At 38.9% G+C, this 17943-nt stretch carries 15 protein-coding genes; 6 read left to right on the top strand and 9 right to left on the bottom strand.

What is annotated here, in order from left to right; all coding sequences use genetic code 11:
- Positions 1 to 4: 4 nt before the first annotated feature.
- Genes H2677_RS03830 through H2677_RS03815 form a run of 4 tightly spaced genes read right to left on the bottom strand, consistent with a single transcriptional unit; the run spans position 5 to position 6604 of the window.
- Positions 5 to 943, bottom strand: coding sequence for an ABC transporter permease (locus tag H2677_RS03830; RefSeq protein ID WP_004914054.1), 939 nt, complete (start codon positions 941 to 943; stop codon positions 5 to 7).
- Positions 944 to 955: 12 nt separating this feature from the next.
- Positions 956 to 2971, bottom strand: a complete 2016-nt coding sequence (locus tag H2677_RS03825; RefSeq protein ID WP_212639178.1) for a M3 family metallopeptidase — start codon at positions 2969 to 2971, stop codon at positions 956 to 958.
- A gap of 22 nt (positions 2972 to 2993) precedes the next feature.
- A complete protein-coding gene (locus H2677_RS03820) occupies positions 2994 to 4805 on the bottom strand; it encodes an ABC transporter substrate-binding protein (protein ID WP_212639177.1) in 1812 nt (603 codons plus the stop codon).
- A 14-nt stretch (positions 4806 to 4819) separates the two neighbouring features.
- On the bottom strand, positions 4820 to 6604 hold the full coding sequence (locus H2677_RS03815) for an ABC transporter substrate-binding protein (RefSeq protein ID WP_212639176.1): 1785 nt from the start codon (positions 6602 to 6604) through the stop codon (positions 4820 to 4822).
- Positions 6605 to 7260: 656 nt separating this feature from the next.
- Here H2677_RS03815 and H2677_RS03810 point away from each other — a divergent pair.
- The 5 genes from H2677_RS03810 (at position 7261) to H2677_RS03790 (ending at position 12593) form a co-directional block, all read left to right on the top strand.
- Positions 7261 to 9939 carry a TonB-dependent receptor gene (locus tag H2677_RS03810; protein ID WP_171455741.1) on the top strand — a complete coding sequence of 893 codons (2679 nt, stop codon included), beginning with the start codon at positions 7261 to 7263 and terminating at the stop codon, positions 9937 to 9939.
- Positions 9940 to 10087: 148 nt separating this feature from the next.
- Positions 10088 to 10798 carry an energy transducer TonB gene (locus H2677_RS03805; RefSeq protein ID WP_129262012.1) on the top strand — a complete coding sequence of 237 codons (711 nt, stop codon included), beginning with the start codon at positions 10088 to 10090 and terminating at the stop codon, positions 10796 to 10798.
- A 41-nt stretch (positions 10799 to 10839) separates the two neighbouring features.
- A complete protein-coding gene (locus tag H2677_RS03800; protein WP_100833349.1) occupies positions 10840 to 11715 on the top strand; it encodes a MotA/TolQ/ExbB proton channel family protein in 876 nt (291 codons plus the stop codon).
- 11 nt (positions 11716 to 11726) lie between these two features.
- Positions 11727 to 12152 (top strand): ExbD/TolR family protein, encoded by a 426-nt coding sequence (locus H2677_RS03795; RefSeq protein ID WP_004914066.1) that lies wholly within the window; start codon positions 11727 to 11729, stop codon positions 12150 to 12152.
- A gap of 21 nt (positions 12153 to 12173) precedes the next feature.
- Positions 12174 to 12593: an ExbD/TolR family protein gene (locus H2677_RS03790; RefSeq protein ID WP_004952591.1), complete on the top strand. Its 420-nt coding sequence runs from the start codon at positions 12174 to 12176 to the stop codon at positions 12591 to 12593.
- 75 nt (positions 12594 to 12668) lie between these two features.
- Here the strand turns inward: H2677_RS03790 and H2677_RS03785 are convergent, their stop codons facing one another.
- Complete coding sequence (locus H2677_RS03785) at positions 12669 to 13334, bottom strand: hypothetical protein (RefSeq protein ID WP_004952590.1); 666 nt, start codon at positions 13332 to 13334, stop codon at positions 12669 to 12671.
- 185 nt (positions 13335 to 13519) lie between these two features.
- On the opposite strand from H2677_RS03785, the gene H2677_RS03780 reads away from it, so the two are divergent.
- On the top strand, positions 13520 to 13882 hold the full coding sequence (locus H2677_RS03780; RefSeq protein WP_004952589.1) for a hypothetical protein: 363 nt from the start codon (positions 13520 to 13522) through the stop codon (positions 13880 to 13882).
- A gap of 36 nt (positions 13883 to 13918) precedes the next feature.
- Here the strand turns inward: H2677_RS03780 and bioD are convergent, their stop codons facing one another.
- The 4 genes from bioD to bioA are packed head-to-tail and all read right to left on the bottom strand — an operon-like array spanning position 13919 to position 17742.
- Positions 13919 to 14560: a dethiobiotin synthase gene (bioD, locus tag H2677_RS03775; protein ID WP_004952588.1), complete on the bottom strand. Its 642-nt coding sequence runs from the start codon at positions 14558 to 14560 to the stop codon at positions 13919 to 13921.
- The gene (gene bioC / locus H2677_RS03770; RefSeq protein ID WP_212639175.1) at positions 14557 to 15315 is read right to left on the bottom strand and encodes a malonyl-ACP O-methyltransferase BioC; all 759 of its coding nucleotides are present in this window, start codon (positions 15313 to 15315) and stop codon (positions 14557 to 14559) included. The genes bioD and bioC overlap by 4 nt, the downstream gene beginning before the upstream one ends.
- Positions 15306 to 16460 (bottom strand): 8-amino-7-oxononanoate synthase, encoded by a 1155-nt coding sequence (locus H2677_RS03765; RefSeq protein ID WP_212639174.1) that lies wholly within the window; start codon positions 16458 to 16460, stop codon positions 15306 to 15308. Before H2677_RS03765 ends, bioC begins: the two co-directional genes overlap by 10 nt.
- A complete protein-coding gene (gene bioA, locus H2677_RS03760; RefSeq protein WP_212639173.1) occupies positions 16447 to 17742 on the bottom strand; it encodes an adenosylmethionine--8-amino-7-oxononanoate transaminase in 1296 nt (431 codons plus the stop codon). Before bioA ends, H2677_RS03765 begins: the two co-directional genes overlap by 14 nt.
- Positions 17743 to 17943: the final 201 nt, after the last annotated feature.

Genomic DNA, 17943 nt, shown 5'->3' with positions numbered 1-17943 from the left:
TCACCTACTTCAACTCTACACGCGGATCGATCAATTTATATATCAGATCAGCAATTAAGTTAAAAAACATGGTTGCAGCGGCAACGTATACCGTAATCGCTTTAATCACAGGAAAATCACTTCGTTCAACGGCAATAATGACTTCTCGACCGATCCCTGGAATACCAAAAAAGCGTTCGATCAAAAAGGCACCAATTAACAAAGCAGGTAAAGTTGCCATCACATCCGTCACAATCGGAATTGAAGCATTACGTAAAACATGCACGCCATAGACACGTCGTTCACTCACCCCTTTAGCGCGTGCCGTGCGCACATAGTCCTGATTCACCTCATCCAAAATAAAGCTACGATACAGTCTTAACGTTGGGGCGATACTTACCACCAACATGATAAGAACAGGTAATAATGCATATTTGAATAGATTTTCACTGAAGCTATCGCTCCAGCCTTGAACTGGAAACCAACCAAGCTGATAAGCAAAGAAGTATTGAAAAATAATGATATAAACCAAAATACTAATCGACATTCCAATCGTGCAAAGCATCATTACCATACGATCAGTCAAACTTCCTCGCACTGAGGCAACAGCCAACGCCAAAATGATCGAAATAACGGTTTGTAAAATCGTCAATGGAATCAAAATCGTTAAAGATGGCCCTAAACGCGTACTTATAATTTGCGAGACCGATTCACCTGTACTCCAACTCACACCATAATCGAAGCTTAGAATTTGCTTGATAAAGATCCAAAGTTGAACGTAATAAGGCTGATCGACGCCTAACTGTTGTCGGATATTTTCTATTTGCTCAGGATTCGACATTTTTCCTGCCAAGATATATGCAGGATCTCCCCCCACCCAATTGAATAAGAAAAAAATCAGCAGCACGACCCCGAGCATCGTCGGGATCATCTGCCATATACGGCGTATGATATATGCCAGCATAAAGATGCTCCCTTATTTCACTCGTTGACCTGTAATTTCATCAAAAAATGCTTTGTTGTTCGGTTTACGTCCGAGGAAATCTTCGACCAACTTTTCTGCTGGTTTTTGGCTACCTTGAGATAAAATTGTTTGTCGATAATGCTGACCAACTTTTGGATTATTTAAGTTATCGCCAAATGCCGACAACATATCCAAAGCCATAACCTCAGACCACATATATCCGTAATAACCTACTTGATAACCATTCATGATGTGATTGAACTGTCCAGGGAACTCAGTTGTTGGTACGTACCCAAGTGCTGTAGCATTTTCCATTTTCTTCCACACATCCAATGGCTGTACCTTCAAAGCATCCGTTCCATGCAATGCCATATCATACTGGGCGTACAAAGTTTGACGTGCATAATGCAAGCCACGACCGTAACTATGTACAGCAGCTAGCTTTTTAATTAATGCATCATCAACTCGTGGGCAGGCAGGTTGGCAATAATCTGCAAGTTTAGAAAGTGTCTCTTTTCGTCTTGCCCATTCTTCATACATCTGAGAAGGTGCTTCTACAAAATCTCGCTCAACGGTAGTGCCCGTTTGTGATGAATATCGAGTGTTGGAAAGGATGCCATGTAAAGCATGTCCAAACTCATGTACAAAAGTTTCTAGCTCATCACTGGTCAATCCTTGACGGTTAAAGTTAGTCACTAAAGCTGAAATAGGTTTACGATCAGTTAATGTACTTCGCCCATAAACACTCCACACAGCAGCATGACCATATTTCCCTTCACGTGGGAATTTGTCCATGTATAGTCCGCCCAGCAATTTTCCAGTTTTGGTATCCGTTACATCGTAATATTCAACTTCATCTTGCCACGCAGGCACTTTTACAGGTTTAAACTCGATACCATATAAGTTAGATGAAATCGCAAATAACCAATCTTGTGCTGCTTGAGTTGGAAAATATTCACGCAGTTTTTCTTGATCTACTTGATATTTAGCTTTGCGTAACTTTTCACTCCAGTACGCTTCACTCCATCGTTCGATTTTGGCTTGCTCAAGTGGAATATTTAATGTTTGAGCTTTAAATGCTTGTAAGGTTTGTACTTCTTTTTGTTCTAAAGGCGAAACTGTTGCATGAATATCTGCCAGAAATGTATTCACTGCCTCAGGTGTTATTGCCATGCGTTTTTGTAAAACCCATTCAGCATAACTTGATTTTCCAAACAGTTTTGCAAGTTCATATCTCAAATCGACAGCTTGTTTTAATAAATTCAGATTCTTTTCACTACCACGGCGTGTAAATGCGACTTGATAACGCTTTCGTGCCTCGTCATTTTCTGCAAGCTCCATAAATGGACGATATTCTGGATATTCAAATCCTAGTAAATAACTTCCTTTTTCATTTTTCTTTAAAGCATTAATATAGCTTTGTGGTAAACCTTTTAACTCAGCAGCAGTAAATTCTAGCTTCTGCTTATTATCACGAACGTTCCGACTATATTCCTGCTCTATTTTAGTGAGTTGATCCAATATTTCTTTTAAACGCTGCTGTTTATCAACAGGGAGTTGTATCCCTTTTTCTTCAAAATCTTTCAAGATATCGGCTTGAAACTTTTGATCGATAGGATCAGTAGATTTAATTTTTTTAAATTGTTGATAAATTTTTGAATTTTGCAAAATTTCAGTTTGAAACTGACTAATTTTAACCTCACAATCTTCTGCAGCTTTGCGAACCGCTTCATCAGGATCTACGTTGCTATACAAACCGATTGGACCGTAAAAATCCTCAAAAGAAGCAAGAATCGCATCCCATTTTGCCAATATTGGAGCGGCTGGCGTATCTTGAGCGAGTTGAAGAGCTTCTAAGGACGTAAGCTGTTTTTTAACATCGTTAATTTTGGCGTCACATAATGCTGGAATATCTTTTGACTGAAATAACGGTAAGGTTTGTCGAGTCAAGTTATCTGCCGATGAAAATTGATTAACTCCCATCGTGAGTAGGCAAAAGGTGGTGAGTTTTAAATTGTAATGTTTCATTGTTACTCCAGTTCTTTAAATTTTATTTCTTCATATCAATATCGATGTACATCCACTCCGCAGGAAGTATTGGATGCTTTTTAAAACCAATCACTCGAGGCTGCGCCAGAATATTTCGGTAACGAGCACCGATCACTTGTACAGGCATATAAACCTCTAAAATACGTGACATTTTTCTGTATATGGCATCGCGCTCTGGACCTGGCACCATGTTTTGAGTTTGTTCATAAAGACGATCAAATTCAGGAATTTTGCTACAACCATTGTTCGTTACATTGATATTTTTGCCATAAAACAACTGCATAAAATTATCGGCATCAGGATAATCTGCGATCCAAGCTGAAGCTTTGAACATGGTTTTACATTGCTTTTCCAACTTCAAGGCTTCTGAAAATGGGAGAGATTGTGTGGTCATCTGTATCTTGAGACCATCAAGGATTTTCTTCCAGAATTCAGCTTGTTGTTGACTACGTAAACTACTACCACTCACAGTCATCTCTATGACCAAAGGCTTACCATTTGGCAAGGTTCTCCAACCGTTTGTACCAACTTTGTACTGATAACGATCTAATAATAGATTGGCTGCTTTGACTGAATAGGGAATACTTGATCTGTAATTTGGGTCATAACCGACAACACCTTCTGGGATAGGTGCTTGTAATTTTTTAGCATCACCTTTTTGCAAGATATTGATGTAGTTATCTGCAGAAAATGCCATCGCAATCGCACGGCGTAAGGCTATTTTTTCTTTGCTTAATCCCCCAACAACAGGGTTTTGCATGTTCCAATAATGATAGTCAAGTGATGGATCAACGATGCGAGATAATTGCACACCTTTTTTCACCAATTCAGGTTTTAACTTACCATTTTGTAAAGCCTGTACAGTCAATTCACCATCAAGTTGAAATAAGTCAACCTCATCTTTACTGAATGACAACCAGCGGGATTGCCCTTCTTCCATCACTTGGATGTCAATCACACCAATCTGAGGCATTTTTTTGCCTTGCATCGCTTTTACAATTTTCTGGTCTTCAGGGGAACTCGCTTTAAAGTTCCATACAAAACTACGAAAATCAGGATTGGCTTTTAAAATAATTCTTGAACCTGGCGTCCAGCGAGACAGCATATACGGTCCTGTACCCACAGGATGACCCATCGCAAACCCAGCTTTGTTTCTATATTTTTCGATCACTTCTCTTGCCACAGCACCTGCTGGTTGATGTGCAAGTAACATTGGAAAGTTTTGATCTGGTCGAGTTAGACGGATAACCAATGTGTATCGGTCTGGCGTTTGTAATCCCACAATCGGTTGGTCGTAATTGAATTTGCCATTCTTTTGCGCTTGCTTCTGTAACGCATCTATTCCAACAATACGTCCATCCAGTAACCAACTGTTTGGTGAATGTAGATTCGGATCCAAGAGACGTTTAAAGGTATACGCATAGTCAAAAGACGTGAGTTCACGTTTTTTTCCTTTAAAAGCAGGATCATTGGCAAAATAAATCCCTTTTTGCAAACGGATGGTATACGTCAAACCATCTGCACTAATCTCAGGTAATGCGACTGCCGTGCGAGGGACTAACTTTGCTGGTGAGGCTAAATAATCATATGTATATAAAGTCTCGAAAATCGAACCATTTACATGTGCAGAATACAAATCATGCACACCAGCAGGATCAAAACCTGTTTCAGCGACTGGAAAGACATAACGCAATACTTTATTTGGATCAGCTGGACTTTTAGCAAATGTCAAAGTTGTTGTAGAACTCGCTATAAGCCCAACACAAAGCGCCAAACTGTAGGATTTCAATGAAAGTTTATAATTTTGCTTCATCTTGAACTCAACACTTATTTTTGTCGTGGTGAAGCAATATCTAAATATTGCCAGTTACTGTTCATAATTGGATGGGCTTTAAAACCTTGAACGTAGGATTGGATCACCCAATTTCGAATACGGGTATCTTGTAAAATTAGAGGATTGTCAGCTTCAATTTGACGACTCATTTTTTCGTAATATGGCATGCGCTTTTCTGGAGGCTGTTGCATCGCTTGTTTATACAAACCATCATAAGCGGATGAGCTATAGCAAGACTGATTACCTCTGCCTACATTCGGTCCATATAATAGTTGCGTGAAATTTTCTCCTTCAGGATAGTCTGCATGCCAAGCTCCACCCCAAATCATATATTGACATTGCGTCGCTGCTTTTAAGTTATCGGCGAAGTTACTTACTCTGAAATCTGCGCGAATGCCGATCGCATCTAAATTCTTTTTCCACAACTCCGAATACATCACTGAGGATGAGCCACTTTCAGTATTTATTTTTAGAACAAGTGCTTTGCCATTTGGCAGATTTCGATAACCATCAGCACCTTTTTTATAACCAAAATGATCTAACAGTTTATTAGCCAAACTCGGGTTATAGCCAATACTACTTCGATATTTTGGATTGTGCCCATTTACCCCCGTGGGTACCAACATTTCAGCTTTAACAGCCTGTCCTTTTCTTAATATCCGAATATATTCATCAACATTAAATGACATCGCAATTGCGCGTCTTAATGCAATTTTGTCCAAATTGTTCCCACCTATGATTGGATCACGCATATTCAGCATGGTATAGGTGATCTCTGCCTCCTTGTTCGGATAAAGTCGAATCCCCTTTTGTCGCATCACAGGCTTAAGTTGATTATTTTGGTCTAAAACTTTAGGAATGGAACTCGAGGTGAGTTTATCTAAATCGAGTTGTTTTGATTGAAATGCCAGCCAACGTGACTGCTCTTCTTCAATAATACTGATATTTACTTTACCAATTTGAGGCATTTTTTTGCCTGTCATTTCTTTAACTAACTGGTTATCCCAAGCAGTTCCTGTCGATTTAAAATTCCAAACAAAACCTCGATAATCTGGGTTAGCTACTAGTTCTATTTTACTACGGGGCACATACTTACTCAGCATGTAAGGTCCTGTACCTACGGGATGCATTCCCAATCGATCTTTATAATAATCAACTACTTCACGAGCAGTAGCACCAAACGTACTATAAGCTAGAATATAGGGAAAGTTATAATCAGGTTGAGTCAAGGTAAATTGAAGTGTGTATCGATCTAAGGCTTTTACCCCCTCAATCTTGGCATCATAATTGAAGCGACCTGTTTGTTTCGCTTGCTCAACTAAGGCATTTGCACCCACAATTTTCTGGTCGATAAATGCATATGAAGAAGAATGATTTTTAGGATCTAAAATACGTTTGACCGAATACACATAGTCTTCTGCAATTAACTCTCTACGCTGACCTTTAAATGCTGGATCAGCAGTAAAATAAATACCTGGCTTTATTTTAAATATATAAACTTTCCCATTTTCTTTGATCACAGGCATACTTTGTGCCGTAGCTGGAACCAACTTGACAGGATTAGCTAGATAATCGTATTGCAGCAATCTCTCAAAAATAACATCGGCTACATTACCGCTATAAAAATTAAAAGTTTTGACCATATCAAAACCATCGTCAGGTGCTTCAAATGCGATTCGAAGCACCTTATCCGCTTGCGCTGGAGTTTTAGCGTTTCCCAAAGGAGCAAATACAATAACGGTTGAGAACAAAGCGACCGTAAAAAATTTAGACTTCAATTCAATGCTCACATTATCGTTTTTTAATAAATACTAGACTTTCGAATAGCATTCAACCACACATCGATCTTACCTGCCTGACTTAATCCAATGATCTTGTTCACAAAAATGAATGGTTTGTGATATTTTTACCAATCATAAAAATAATTCAGATGTAAAACCGACATCAAGACCCAAAATTACAGTGCTAATTTCATGCCACTTTTCAAACAAATTTAAAATAGAAAAATTAGACTCCAGTCTATTCACCCCTCTAATCAATATTTATTCATCCTAATTAAAAGTAACTTTATGCAAAATCTCATTTTTTCATAATATTCTTAACAATCAAAATAAGAGACTATAAATACATGTTTTAAAATACATAAAATAAAAATGCACCAAATAAATGCACATATAAATTAGCATGTTTCATTTTAATACCATGTATAAAACCTAGAAAACTGTAAAAAAATGCCAATAAAAAATATTTTTATAAATTCATAATTTTTTAATAAATAGTAAAAATATGAAAAGCTTATTCAATAAAACTAGAACGCTTTTACACAATTTATTCTAGATTAAACCTGATCCAAAAAATGTATTTGGCACATGTCTTGCTAAAACGCTCTTGTTCAGTCTTTAAGAGTGACAATCCACTAGGGGTTATAAATTTAATGAAAAAAACCAATTTCGTTCAATCAAATGCTATGCCAAAAGCGAGCAAAACCGTACTCAAACTCAGTACCCTGAGTCTCAGTATGTTGTGTTTAACAATGACCCATGCAGCTGAAAATGAGTCGACTACGGAGGATAAACCCGCCAAAGTCGTCAAAGTTGCCGTTACAGGATCATCGATTAAAGGCGTTGCTGCACAGAGTGCATCTCCGATCACGGTGATTAGAGCAGATGACCTTGTAAAGCAAGGTGTTACAACAGTCGAAGAAGCTTTAACCAAGGTTAGTGCCAATCAAGCAGGGTTTTCTACAGCTCAAAATGTAGGTGCAAGTAATACTGAGGGTTCTTCTGCGAATCTTCGAGCATTAGGTACTGATAAAACATTAATCTTATTAAACGGTCGACGTTTAGCATACAGCCCATTTAGTACCTCAACCACAAACCTAAATATTATTCCAATGGCAATGGTTGATCGTATTGAGATTTTACGTGATGGTGCTTCGGCAATTTATGGTGCGGATGCAATTGCTGGGGTAATCAACTTTATCACCAAGAAGTCTTTTGAAGGTTTAAATATTAGTGCTGGCTTTATTCAACCAGAACAAAGTGGTGGTGATAAACAAGACATTTCAATTTTCGGGGGTTATGGTGATCTTGATGAACAAGGCTTTAATCTTATGGGGGTTATTGACTATCGTCGTTCAAATGACATTATGGCAAAAGACCGTAAAATTAGCCGACGCGGTGGTTTAATACCGGAACTTGGTATTGATGGAACTTCTGCAAATGGTTTCCCAGCAAATTTTCGTGATCCCGTTACAGGAGCTCTTGGTAATCCTTATGGCGATCTAAACTGTAATAATGCACCTAATACTATCGCTGATGGTGGGCTCTGCTATCTCAACACACAAGCATTGATAGGAATTGTACCCAAAACAGAAACAATATCTGCTTTAGGACGAGGTACGTTCAAATTAAATGATAATTTCAATGCTATCGCTGAATATGTTTACTCACGAAATGAAGTGACTACATCAATCGCACCTGATGTTTACAGCCGCTCAGTTACTCTTCCTTCTACAAGCCCATACTATCCTGGTAATGGTATAACCCCTGAAGTCGCTGGATTAAGTGGTAATCCCCTTGAACTTTATTTGAGATCACAAGCTGGTAATCGCATGTCTAATCCAGTGAATGAATCACATCGGGCGTTAATCTCTTTAGAGGGTGAAGCTTACGGTTGGGATATCAATACAGGTTTATCTTATGCACGTAGCGAAGCGACAGACGGTTTTGCTGGAGGGTATTTAAACAAAAGTAAACTCCAAGATGCTTTAAACAATGGAACCATTAATCCTTTTGGCCCTAGCGAAAATCAAGAACTTTGGAAGTCTTTTGAAGTAAAAGGCGATACTAACACTGGTACGCTCACAGCCACCACATTTGACTTTACTATTAGTCGTCCAATTTACACGTTACCTGCTGGTGACGTAGGCTTTGCTTTGGGAGGTAGTTTTAGTAAACAGGACTGGAAAGCCAATGTGAACTCAGAAATTGTAAGTCAAGTTCCTGGTAGCGGTATTGATCCTAGTAAACCTGAAAGTAAAGGTAAGAGAGATATCACCGCAGCTTTTGCAGAGTTACATGTTCCAATTACCAAAACCTTAGAGGCACAACTCGCTGCTCGTTATGATGACTATAGTGATTTTGGTGATACATTTAATCCTAAAATCGCTTTCCGCTGGGAACCGATTAAACAATTAATGTTCCGTACCTCATACAGTACTGGTTTCCGAGCACCAAGCTTATATGACATCAATGCCCCTCAAAGTAAAACTTATACGGGTGCTCGCTACGATGACCCTGTGCTATGTCCAAATGGTAAAGCTATATCACCAGAATACCAAACTGAATGTAATACCCAATTCTATCGTACACAAGGTGGTACAAAAGACTTACAACCTGAAGAATCAACCTCAATTACAGCGGGTTTTGTTGTAGAACCGATCAAAAATTTAGTGTTCTCTGCTGATTATTACAACATCAAAATTGATGGGCTAATTAACAGCATCGGTGAAGCAATGATTTTCGGTGATCCTGAAAAATATGCAGATCGCTTCATTCGAGGGGCTGATGGTCGATTGGAATATATCAACAGCGCACTAACAAATATGGGTGGAGTTAAAACTGAAGGTATTGATTTAGCGCTAAATTATCTTTCACCGATGACTTCTACTGGTCGTTTTGGCTTCGGTATTGATGGCACATATGTTATCAAATACGACCGTCAAGAAGAGAAAGGTGGTGCATGGGAAGGTTATGTTGGTAAATACGATGATCCAGCAATCTTACGTTGGAAACATGTTGCCAATCTTAACTGGAGCTACGAAAACTGGAAAATGGTCTTCGAGCAAGAGTTCTACCGTGGCTATAAAGATCAAAACCAAATTGGTGATGAGAAATATGATAATCACCGCGTAAGTGACTATACCCTGTACAACGTTTCAGGAACGTATAAAGGCTTTAAAAATCTAGAATTGACTGCTGGTATCAAAAATCTATTTGATGCTGAACCTTCTGCTTCGAATGTGCTCGATAACTTCCAATATGGTTATGACCCTCGCTATAGCGACGTAACGGGACGTGCATATTTCCTCAGAGGCACTTATAAATTCTAAAACTCTAACCACTGCAAGATGTTCCTTTTTGTCTTGTAGTGGTTCAACGTAATCCTGATGTCTATATAAGATAAAAATTGCTATCAAGATTTTCAATCTAGCCTAAATACTTTTATATAACTCAGCGATTACATTTTCAGGAGCAATTATGGGCATACCCTTTGCTGAAAGTGAAAATCAATCTGCCAAACGTCTCGTCGGACTTGGTCTAGTTTTATTTTTACATCTTGTGATCGCCTATATTTTAGTAACAAGTTTAACCACTGATTTTACTAAACCAGTCGAGAAGCCTGTAGAACTTCAGATTATTCAAGATATTGAACCGCCACCACCTCCTCCTCCACCCAAACCTGAGGAAAAACCACCTGAACTACCCAAAATGGTTGAAAAAGTGGCAAAAATGCCTGATCCGCCTAAGCAGGTGGAGAAAGTAACGCCTGTTGCAAAACCAACACCTACACAACCAACCAAAACTTCAGTGGCAACACCTGCACCTGTCACAGCGGCTTCTCCAAGTCCTAGCCCTGTTGCTGCTCCAGTTGCAGCTGCTGCTCCCCCAGCACCTGCAAAACCTGCAGGTATTTCACGAGGCGTTTCCGAAGGTGAAGCAGGTTGTAAAGAGCCTGGTTATCCACGTGAACAGGAAATGGCTGGTGAAGAAGGTACTGTGCGTATGCGCTTACTTGTGGATAGCTCGGGCAAAGTAATCGATGCAAAAGTCAAAAAATCGAGTGGTGTACGTGAGTTAGATAAAGCCGCGACCAAAGCTTATAGCTTATGTAGCTTCACACCAGCGATGAAAGATGGTGTACCTCAACAAGATTGGTATGAAATCGAATACACATTCAAGATTTCTTAATGAATATAGAAGTGAATTAAACAATTTTTGGAGAATTTAAAATGAATAAAACTGTAAAAAAAATCTCTCGATTTGCTGCGATTGGTCTTATCTCAACCAGCACCCTGCTTCCAATTAGTTCTGTTTGGGCTGAAGAAACCACGCAACCCACAGCTGTAACTACGGTCGCGACTGATGCAACAACACAATCATCACCAACACCACCACCTCTTCCTGCGACTGAAGAAAAAGTGCATAACCCTTATGGCTTAGAAGCTTTATGGCGTGAGGGTGATCTCGTTGCAAAAACAACCTTATTCATCCTTGTTTTAATGTCAATTGGTACGTGGTACATCATCCTTTCAAAACTATTTCAACAAAGCAAAATTAAACGCCATGGTACTGAAGCTGAACGTAACTTTTGGGAAGCAGATACGTTAAATAGCGCAAAAGAAAGCTTAGACCCTAGCAGCACGTATCGCTACATCGCTGAAAAAGGTATTCACTCAACCAAACATCATGATGGCACCTTATTAGAACGCATTGATTTCAACACATGGGTAACGATTTCGATTCAACGTGCGATTGATAAAGTACAAAGCCATTTAGGTAACGGCTTGGCATTCCTTGCAACAGTGGGTTCAACTGCACCTTTCGTTGGCTTATTTGGAACAGTTTGGGGAATTTATCACGCATTGACTGCGATCGGCATTTCAGGACAAGCATCTATTGATAAAGTTGCTGGGCCTGTGGGTGAAGCATTAATCATGACCGCAATTGGCTTAGCTGTCGCTGTACCTGCAGTACTTGGTTATAACTGGCTGACTCGTCGCAATAAAGCTGTCATGGACAATGTCCGTTCATTTGGTTCTGACTTACATGCAGTTTTACTCAGTGGCGAATTACGCAGCAATCCTGTCAATCGTGATTCTAAATAAGGAATATGATTATGGGCATGATGATAAATTCAGATCAAAGTGATGATGATGTGATCGGCACCATCAACACCACTCCGCTTGTGGACATCATGCTGGTGCTTTTGATTATCTTTTTAATCACTGTTCCAGTGGTCACACATACGGTTCCTGTAAAGTTACCTGAAGAAAAGAATACGCCTTACGCCACCACCCCTCAAAATATTCAACTTTCAGTCAACAAAACTGGCGATATTTTTTGGAATGAACAATACGTTGCAAATAAAGAAACTTTACTTGCTCGTTTACAAGTTGAGGCGCAGAAGCGCCCGCAACCTGAAGTTCATATTCGTGGTGATCAGTTGACACACTACGCTGCGATTGATCAGGTAATTAGCACCACCCAACAAGCGGGTATTGGCAAAATCGCATTTGTCACTACTCCACCTAGTTCACCTTAGTCAGACGATAAGGAGTTAGTCATGGGTATGAATGTCGGACCAAAAAGTGGCGAAGATGATGTGATGCTCGAAGTCAACATGACACCTTTAATTGATGTCATGCTGGTGTTATTGATCATGTTCATCATTACGATTCCAATCCCAAACAACGCCATTAATATCAATTTACCTAATGGTGCACCACCGCCACCAACCGATCAGAAACCACCTGAAACCATCAACTTAAGAGTCGATGCACAAGGTCGTATTTTCTGGAACGATCAAGCTGTTGCTGATCGCCAAGCATTGAAGGTTTTGTTTGAATCTGTTGCGCAAAAAGCTGATCAGGATCAGATCAAGTTTAAACCTGATCCTCAAGCTGAATATAAAAATATTGCTATGGTGATGGCATTAGCTCAGCAAAGCAAAGTCACTAAAATAGGAATCGTGAGTAATAACTAGAAAAATAAACACTAACTATTAAGCTTCACAATTCTAAGTTCCTCCTGTGCTAACAAGTCTGCTTGTTAGCTTTTTTTATTTAATTTCACTAATGACGATTGGGAGAACCAAACTATTTACTTTATATCCTTTCGGTTTGTCATTGCAGGCATTTCCTGTCACCGTAGTTTTCACAACATAAGGCGAATACGGCATCACGTTTAAATAACCCGTATTATCTGATCCAGTACGACAATCCTCTGCATCAAGTTTTTCGTCATAGCGACCAGCATTAGAAGACTCTTGAACTTCAGTAATCAACTTGGCATTCCATTGGCTCAAATAAACTAAACTTTTAGTAGCTTCAACAGTTCCCTGTCCCGACCCAGCACTTTCTATTTCAACCAGTTCAATCGGTTTACCTTTATACATCGTTGGATGAACTTTAAATGTATTCGATTGACCACCAAACTCTTTTAAAATTTTTGCTTGTTTTAATTTTGGACGGGTTAGCACATAACCTGCCCAAAAGTTACGCCCAGCATTTTCAAAACTAACACCAGACAAATAAGCTTCTTCGCCTGAAATTAATTTTACTTTTTCCGTATGATCAATCTGAATAGCTTGCTGAGGATTCGCATTTGAATCTTGTAAATTAGTGATCCAACTAATGATGGTTTTATCTGTTGGTACAGCAGCTTGAGTAGTCGAGATCAAACCTAATAGGCATATAGCCATACACATAAAATTATTTTTGTTCATGATTATCAACCCTTTTAATTAAATACTTTACCAAAACCCATTAATATCAAATTTTCCTCAGTATAACTTTCACATGTATTAGAAAACATGTTTTTTATTATTTTAACTTGCAAGAATTCTTATAGTCTCACAAAAAATAAAGTAAGCTATTACAAGCATTATTGACCAAACAGAATGACCATTCCATGTGGCTAGAAAACGTTCAAAACTACTACTTTGTAAATGGATATCACGATCTTTACCATATTCTAAAAGAAACAATTTCTACAAATAAAATGAATTATTTAAATATCTTATTTCATATTAGTAACGGATATGGAATCACTTCAAGTGAAGGATGTGGTTTCGGCTTAGAACAAGACTATGATCACCCAGAAGAATTTATAAATATTCAATTCTTCATGGGGGACATGCAAAGCTCAACCATGGAGCTTTGCAATTTTTTTGAGACTTTGGTAAAAACAAGCGAGTGCTACCTAGACACGTATCCAACCGATAAGAAAAAAATACATGAGTATATCGATAAAATTCGTCAAAAATATACTTAACTATTGATCAATACATACTAATAAAACTTTAATCATTTAAAACTTTTCCAAATCAATCCATTGAGCATCAGGAAAATGCTTTGCCAAATAAGCTTTTAAATAATCCGCTGTATCTTTAGAAATAAGTGGATCTTTCGATTCATCTTTTAAGTTATATACCAAAGCATGCAAACTCAAACCACGATGTTTTAAAGCTTCTAAACTCAATAAAGTGTGGTTAATGCTTCCCAAACGTCCAGAAGTCACCAAAATCACAGGAAATTGATGTTGAGCAATATAATCAATGGTCAATAACTCTGTGGTTAAAGGCACCATTAAACCGCCCGCACCCTCTAACAGCACCACCTCAAAACGCTGAGCAAGCTCTTTAGTTGCAGCTTCGATCTTGGCAAAATCTAACTCACGCCCATCTAAACGCGTCGCCAAATGTGGTGAAGCTGGATAAGTGAAAATTTCAGGCATGGTCAATTTTTCATGATCTTCCTGAAACCAGCCACTCCCCATGATTTCACGGTGTTTTTCGATGTCTTCAGACACATCGACATTACCAGTTTGCACCAACTTCTGGGTAATAACACGCTGCCCTTGTTCGGTCCAAAGTTTGGCGAGATAACCTGTGGCATAAGTTTTCCCAATTTCTGTATCAATACCACTGACAAAATAAATTGCTGCACTCATGCTTTTCTCCGCGCAATCACGTAAATCGGATGATAAGTTAGGCGAAAACCTTGCTCATCATGAAACTGTTGATAATCAGAATAAAACTGCTGTAAAGATTGCTTGGTCCAACGATGTGACTTTGCTGTTGCAGTCACCCCCGTCGCTTTTAGATGATGCAGCACTAATTTAGGATCATCAAAATATAGATTTTTTTGTTCTTCTTGTATAAACACAATCTCAAAGCCATTTTCTTCAAGTTTCTGTTTCAACACTTCACTAGAACAATAATTTAAACCTTGCCCAGTCAGCTTTTTGATTTCAATTAAATTATTTTCACCAAATGTAGAGAAACCCAAATAGCCTTTCAGTTTTAAAGTATCATGAATTCGTTGTAATAACGCAGGTAGATCAGTCATCCATTGTAAAGCTGAACTTGAAATCATCGCATCCAATTCTGATGGTAATTCAAGCTGTTCAATATCTCCGATCAACCAAGCTATATTTTTAATCTTTGAAAAATGCTGTTCAACATCCTCATAAAGATCATTTAAAAATAATTGATCAAACTGGAAATGAGTCTGAAATAAATGCGTTAAATTACCCGACCCACAACCGATCTCAAGTACAGAATCAAAAGTCTTTGGAAAATACGCTTTCAGATATTTAAATAACTGGGCACTGATCTGCTTTTGCACTACAGCATGCTCAATGTAACTTTGCCCTGCTTTGGCAAAACGTTGAGCGACTAAAGCTTTATCGACACTCACAAACATTCCACCAATTTTTCTAATTCAGCTTTTTGAACCATAGACGTTAATGAGATACGTAAACGTGAACTATTTTGCGGTACTGTTGGCGGTCGCACAGGCATGGCATAAAAACCTTGTTGCTGAACATAACGTGCTTTTTCAATCGCTGCGTTACTTTCGCCGACAATAATTGGAATAATATGGCTACTCGATGGACTTGAAAAACCTTTTGCAATCACCGCCTGCTGTAAAAAATGACTGATCTCAGCCAAGTGCTGACGCTGCTGCTGCATATTTAAAACTTTATTAAAGATAAAGTCAGACCATGCCATCGAGATTGGTGGTAACGCTGTGCTGAAAATCAAAGGACGCATTTTATTAATAAGATAATCACGGATGATAGGATCACAAATAATATAACCGCCAATCGAAGCAATCGCTTTGCCAAAAGTCCCAACAAGGAAATCAATCTGATGCAATACACCATATTGCTCAGCACAACCTAGTCCTTGCCCACCTCTCACACCGATGGCATGAGCTTCATCAACATACAACATTGTTTTGACAAACCGTTGCTTTAACTGCGCCAGTGCCGCTAAATCCGTTTCATCTCCATCCATACTAAAAATACTTTCAGTCACCACAATAATACGTTCAACTTGCTCATCTTGTTGATACTTTTGCAATAACTGTTCCAAATGCTGCAAATCATTATGACGATAACGCACATATTGAGCATTCGATAGACGAATACCATCAATCATACTGGCATGAACAAGTTTATCCGCCAAAATCACGGTTTTACTATCAGCTAATGCAGGCAAAATACCGATATTCATGTGATAGCCACTATTGAAAAGTAAGGCAGCACGACCAAAAGCTTTGCTTAGGCTATTTTCAAATTGCTCGTACTCTGCAAAATTACCCGTCAGTAAACGTGAAGAAGATGAGCTAAACAGTGCACGGTCGATTTGCAAAGTATCAAGAAATTCTTCTCTTAAACTTAAATCAGCCGCCAGACCTAGATAATCATTGGATGCCAAATTCAACATGGTTCGATCTTGAATAGTAATCCAACGTCCCTGCTGTTGATTTGCAGTAAATTGGCGGAAATTACCTTGCTGTTTGAGCTGGTCAAGCTGCTCAGCATAATGATCAAGCAAGGACATTAGCTTGTACTCCTTGCATATTTTTGACCACTTCACTCATCTGCACTAATAAGTAATTTAGCTCATCATCGGTGATCACATACGGCGGCATCACGTAGACCAATTTTCCAAATGGTCGCACCCAAATACCACGTTCAACAAACTGCTGCTGTAAGCTTTTCATGTCAACACTTGAGGTTAATTCAACCACACCAATTGCACCTAATATGCGTACATCTGCAACATGATCAAGTTCTGCTAAATCACTTAATTGCTCAACAAGGATCTTTTCAATACGTTGAATATTACTCTGCCAATCTTGTTCAACTAATAATTGAGTACTTCTTAGAGCAACAGCACAAGCCAGAGGATTCGCCATAAAGGTTGGTCCATGCATGAACACGCCAGCTTCGCCACGACTAATGGTTTCAGCCACTTGTTTAGTCGTTAATGTTGCAGATAATGTCATATAGCCTCCCGTCAAACCTTTACCGATACACATGATATCGGGTTCAACTTGTGCATGCTCCCAAGCAAACATTTTGCCTGTACGCCCAAAACCTGTTGCGATCTCATCAAAGATCAACAACAAATTGTATTGCTGACATAATTCTTTGGCTTGGCGCAAATACTCAGGATGATAAAAACGCATCCCTCCCGCACCTTGCACAATTGGCTCAATAATCAGTGCAGCAATACTGTGATGATGCTGTTCGATCTGTTGTTTGAGTTCTTGAATATCTTGTGGATTCCACTCTTCATCAAAGCGACTTTGAGGCGCGGGTACAAAGATTCGATTCGGTAAACTTGAGCCAAAAATCTGATGCATTCCCGTGACAGGATCACACACAGACATCGCATTCCAAGTATCACCATGATAGCCAGAACGTGTAGTAATAAAATTGGTTTTCTCAGGTTGATTCAACGCAGCCCAATATTGCACTGCCATTTTTAAAGCCACTTCAACTGAAACTGAACCTGAGTCAGCATAGAAAATTTTATCTAAACTCGGAGGCGTAATTTTTAATAAGAGTTTACCCAATTCAATTGCAGGTTCATGCGTCAAACCACCAAACATGATATGCGCCATGTTTTGCAATTGATCAGTAATGGCTTTATTGAGTTCAGGGTGGTTATAACCGTGAATCGCACACCACCATGACGACATGCCATCAACCAAAGTTCGACCATCCTCTAGTTCGATGGTTGCACCATAAGCACGTTTCACTTTAAAAGTTGGCAGTGGATTTAACATCGAGGTATAGGGATGCCATATATGTTCTAAATCAAATAAATCGGTCATCCTCTACCTCATTTGCTGCTATTTCAAAATTTTCCATTTGCCTGATCACACTTTTTCGATACTCGTAAATGTCATCTGCAACCTGCGTGGTATAAATAAAATACAAGGCTTCGTACACTAGATCAAAAGAAAAAAATGAAAGAAGTGAACAGGTTTTGCAGATGACAAATGGTTTTGCCTACTTTTCCCGAAATGAGAAAC

Source organism: Acinetobacter junii (genome assembly GCF_018336855.1).
Classification (GTDB): domain Bacteria; phylum Pseudomonadota; class Gammaproteobacteria; order Pseudomonadales; family Moraxellaceae; genus Acinetobacter; species Acinetobacter junii.
The sequence above is the reverse complement of the archived record's forward strand: the minus strand, read 5'-3'. Positions and strand labels throughout refer to the sequence as shown.

Bases quoted from the DNA above. Each gene is read 5' to 3' on its own strand.
- H2677_RS03830 (WP_004914054.1), bottom strand. From the start codon at position 943: ATGCTGGCATATATCATACGCCGTATATGGCAGATGATCCCGACGATG.
- H2677_RS03780 (WP_004952589.1), top strand. From the start codon at position 13,520: ATGTGGCTAGAAAACGTTCAAAACTACTACTTTGTAAATGGATATCAC.
- H2677_RS03805 (WP_129262012.1), top strand. From the start codon at position 10,088: ATGGGCATACCCTTTGCTGAAAGTGAAAATCAATCTGCCAAACGTCTC.
- H2677_RS03795 (WP_004914066.1), top strand. From the start codon at position 11,727: ATGGGCATGATGATAAATTCAGATCAAAGTGATGATGATGTGATCGGC.
- H2677_RS03800 (WP_100833349.1), top strand. From the start codon at position 10,840: ATGAATAAAACTGTAAAAAAAATCTCTCGATTTGCTGCGATTGGTCTT.
- bioD (WP_004952588.1), bottom strand. From the start codon at position 14,560: ATGAGTGCAGCAATTTATTTTGTCAGTGGTATTGATACAGAAATTGGG.
- H2677_RS03810 (WP_171455741.1), top strand. From the start codon at position 7,261: ATGAAAAAAACCAATTTCGTTCAATCAAATGCTATGCCAAAAGCGAGC.
- H2677_RS03820 (WP_212639177.1), bottom strand. From the start codon at position 4,805: ATGAAGCAAAATTATAAACTTTCATTGAAATCCTACAGTTTGGCGCTT.
- bioA (WP_212639173.1), bottom strand. From the start codon at position 17,742: ATGACCGATTTATTTGATTTAGAACATATATGGCATCCCTATACCTCG.
- bioC (WP_212639175.1), bottom strand. From the start codon at position 15,315: ATGTTTGTGAGTGTCGATAAAGCTTTAGTCGCTCAACGTTTTGCCAAA.
- H2677_RS03790 (WP_004952591.1), top strand. From the start codon at position 12,174: ATGGGTATGAATGTCGGACCAAAAAGTGGCGAAGATGATGTGATGCTC.
- H2677_RS03785 (WP_004952590.1), bottom strand. From the start codon at position 13,334: ATGAACAAAAATAATTTTATGTGTATGGCTATATGCCTATTAGGTTTG.
- H2677_RS03765 (WP_212639174.1), bottom strand. From the start codon at position 16,460: ATGTCCTTGCTTGATCATTATGCTGAGCAGCTTGACCAGCTCAAACAG.
- H2677_RS03825 (WP_212639178.1), bottom strand. From the start codon at position 2,971: ATGAAACATTACAATTTAAAACTCACCACCTTTTGCCTACTCACGATG.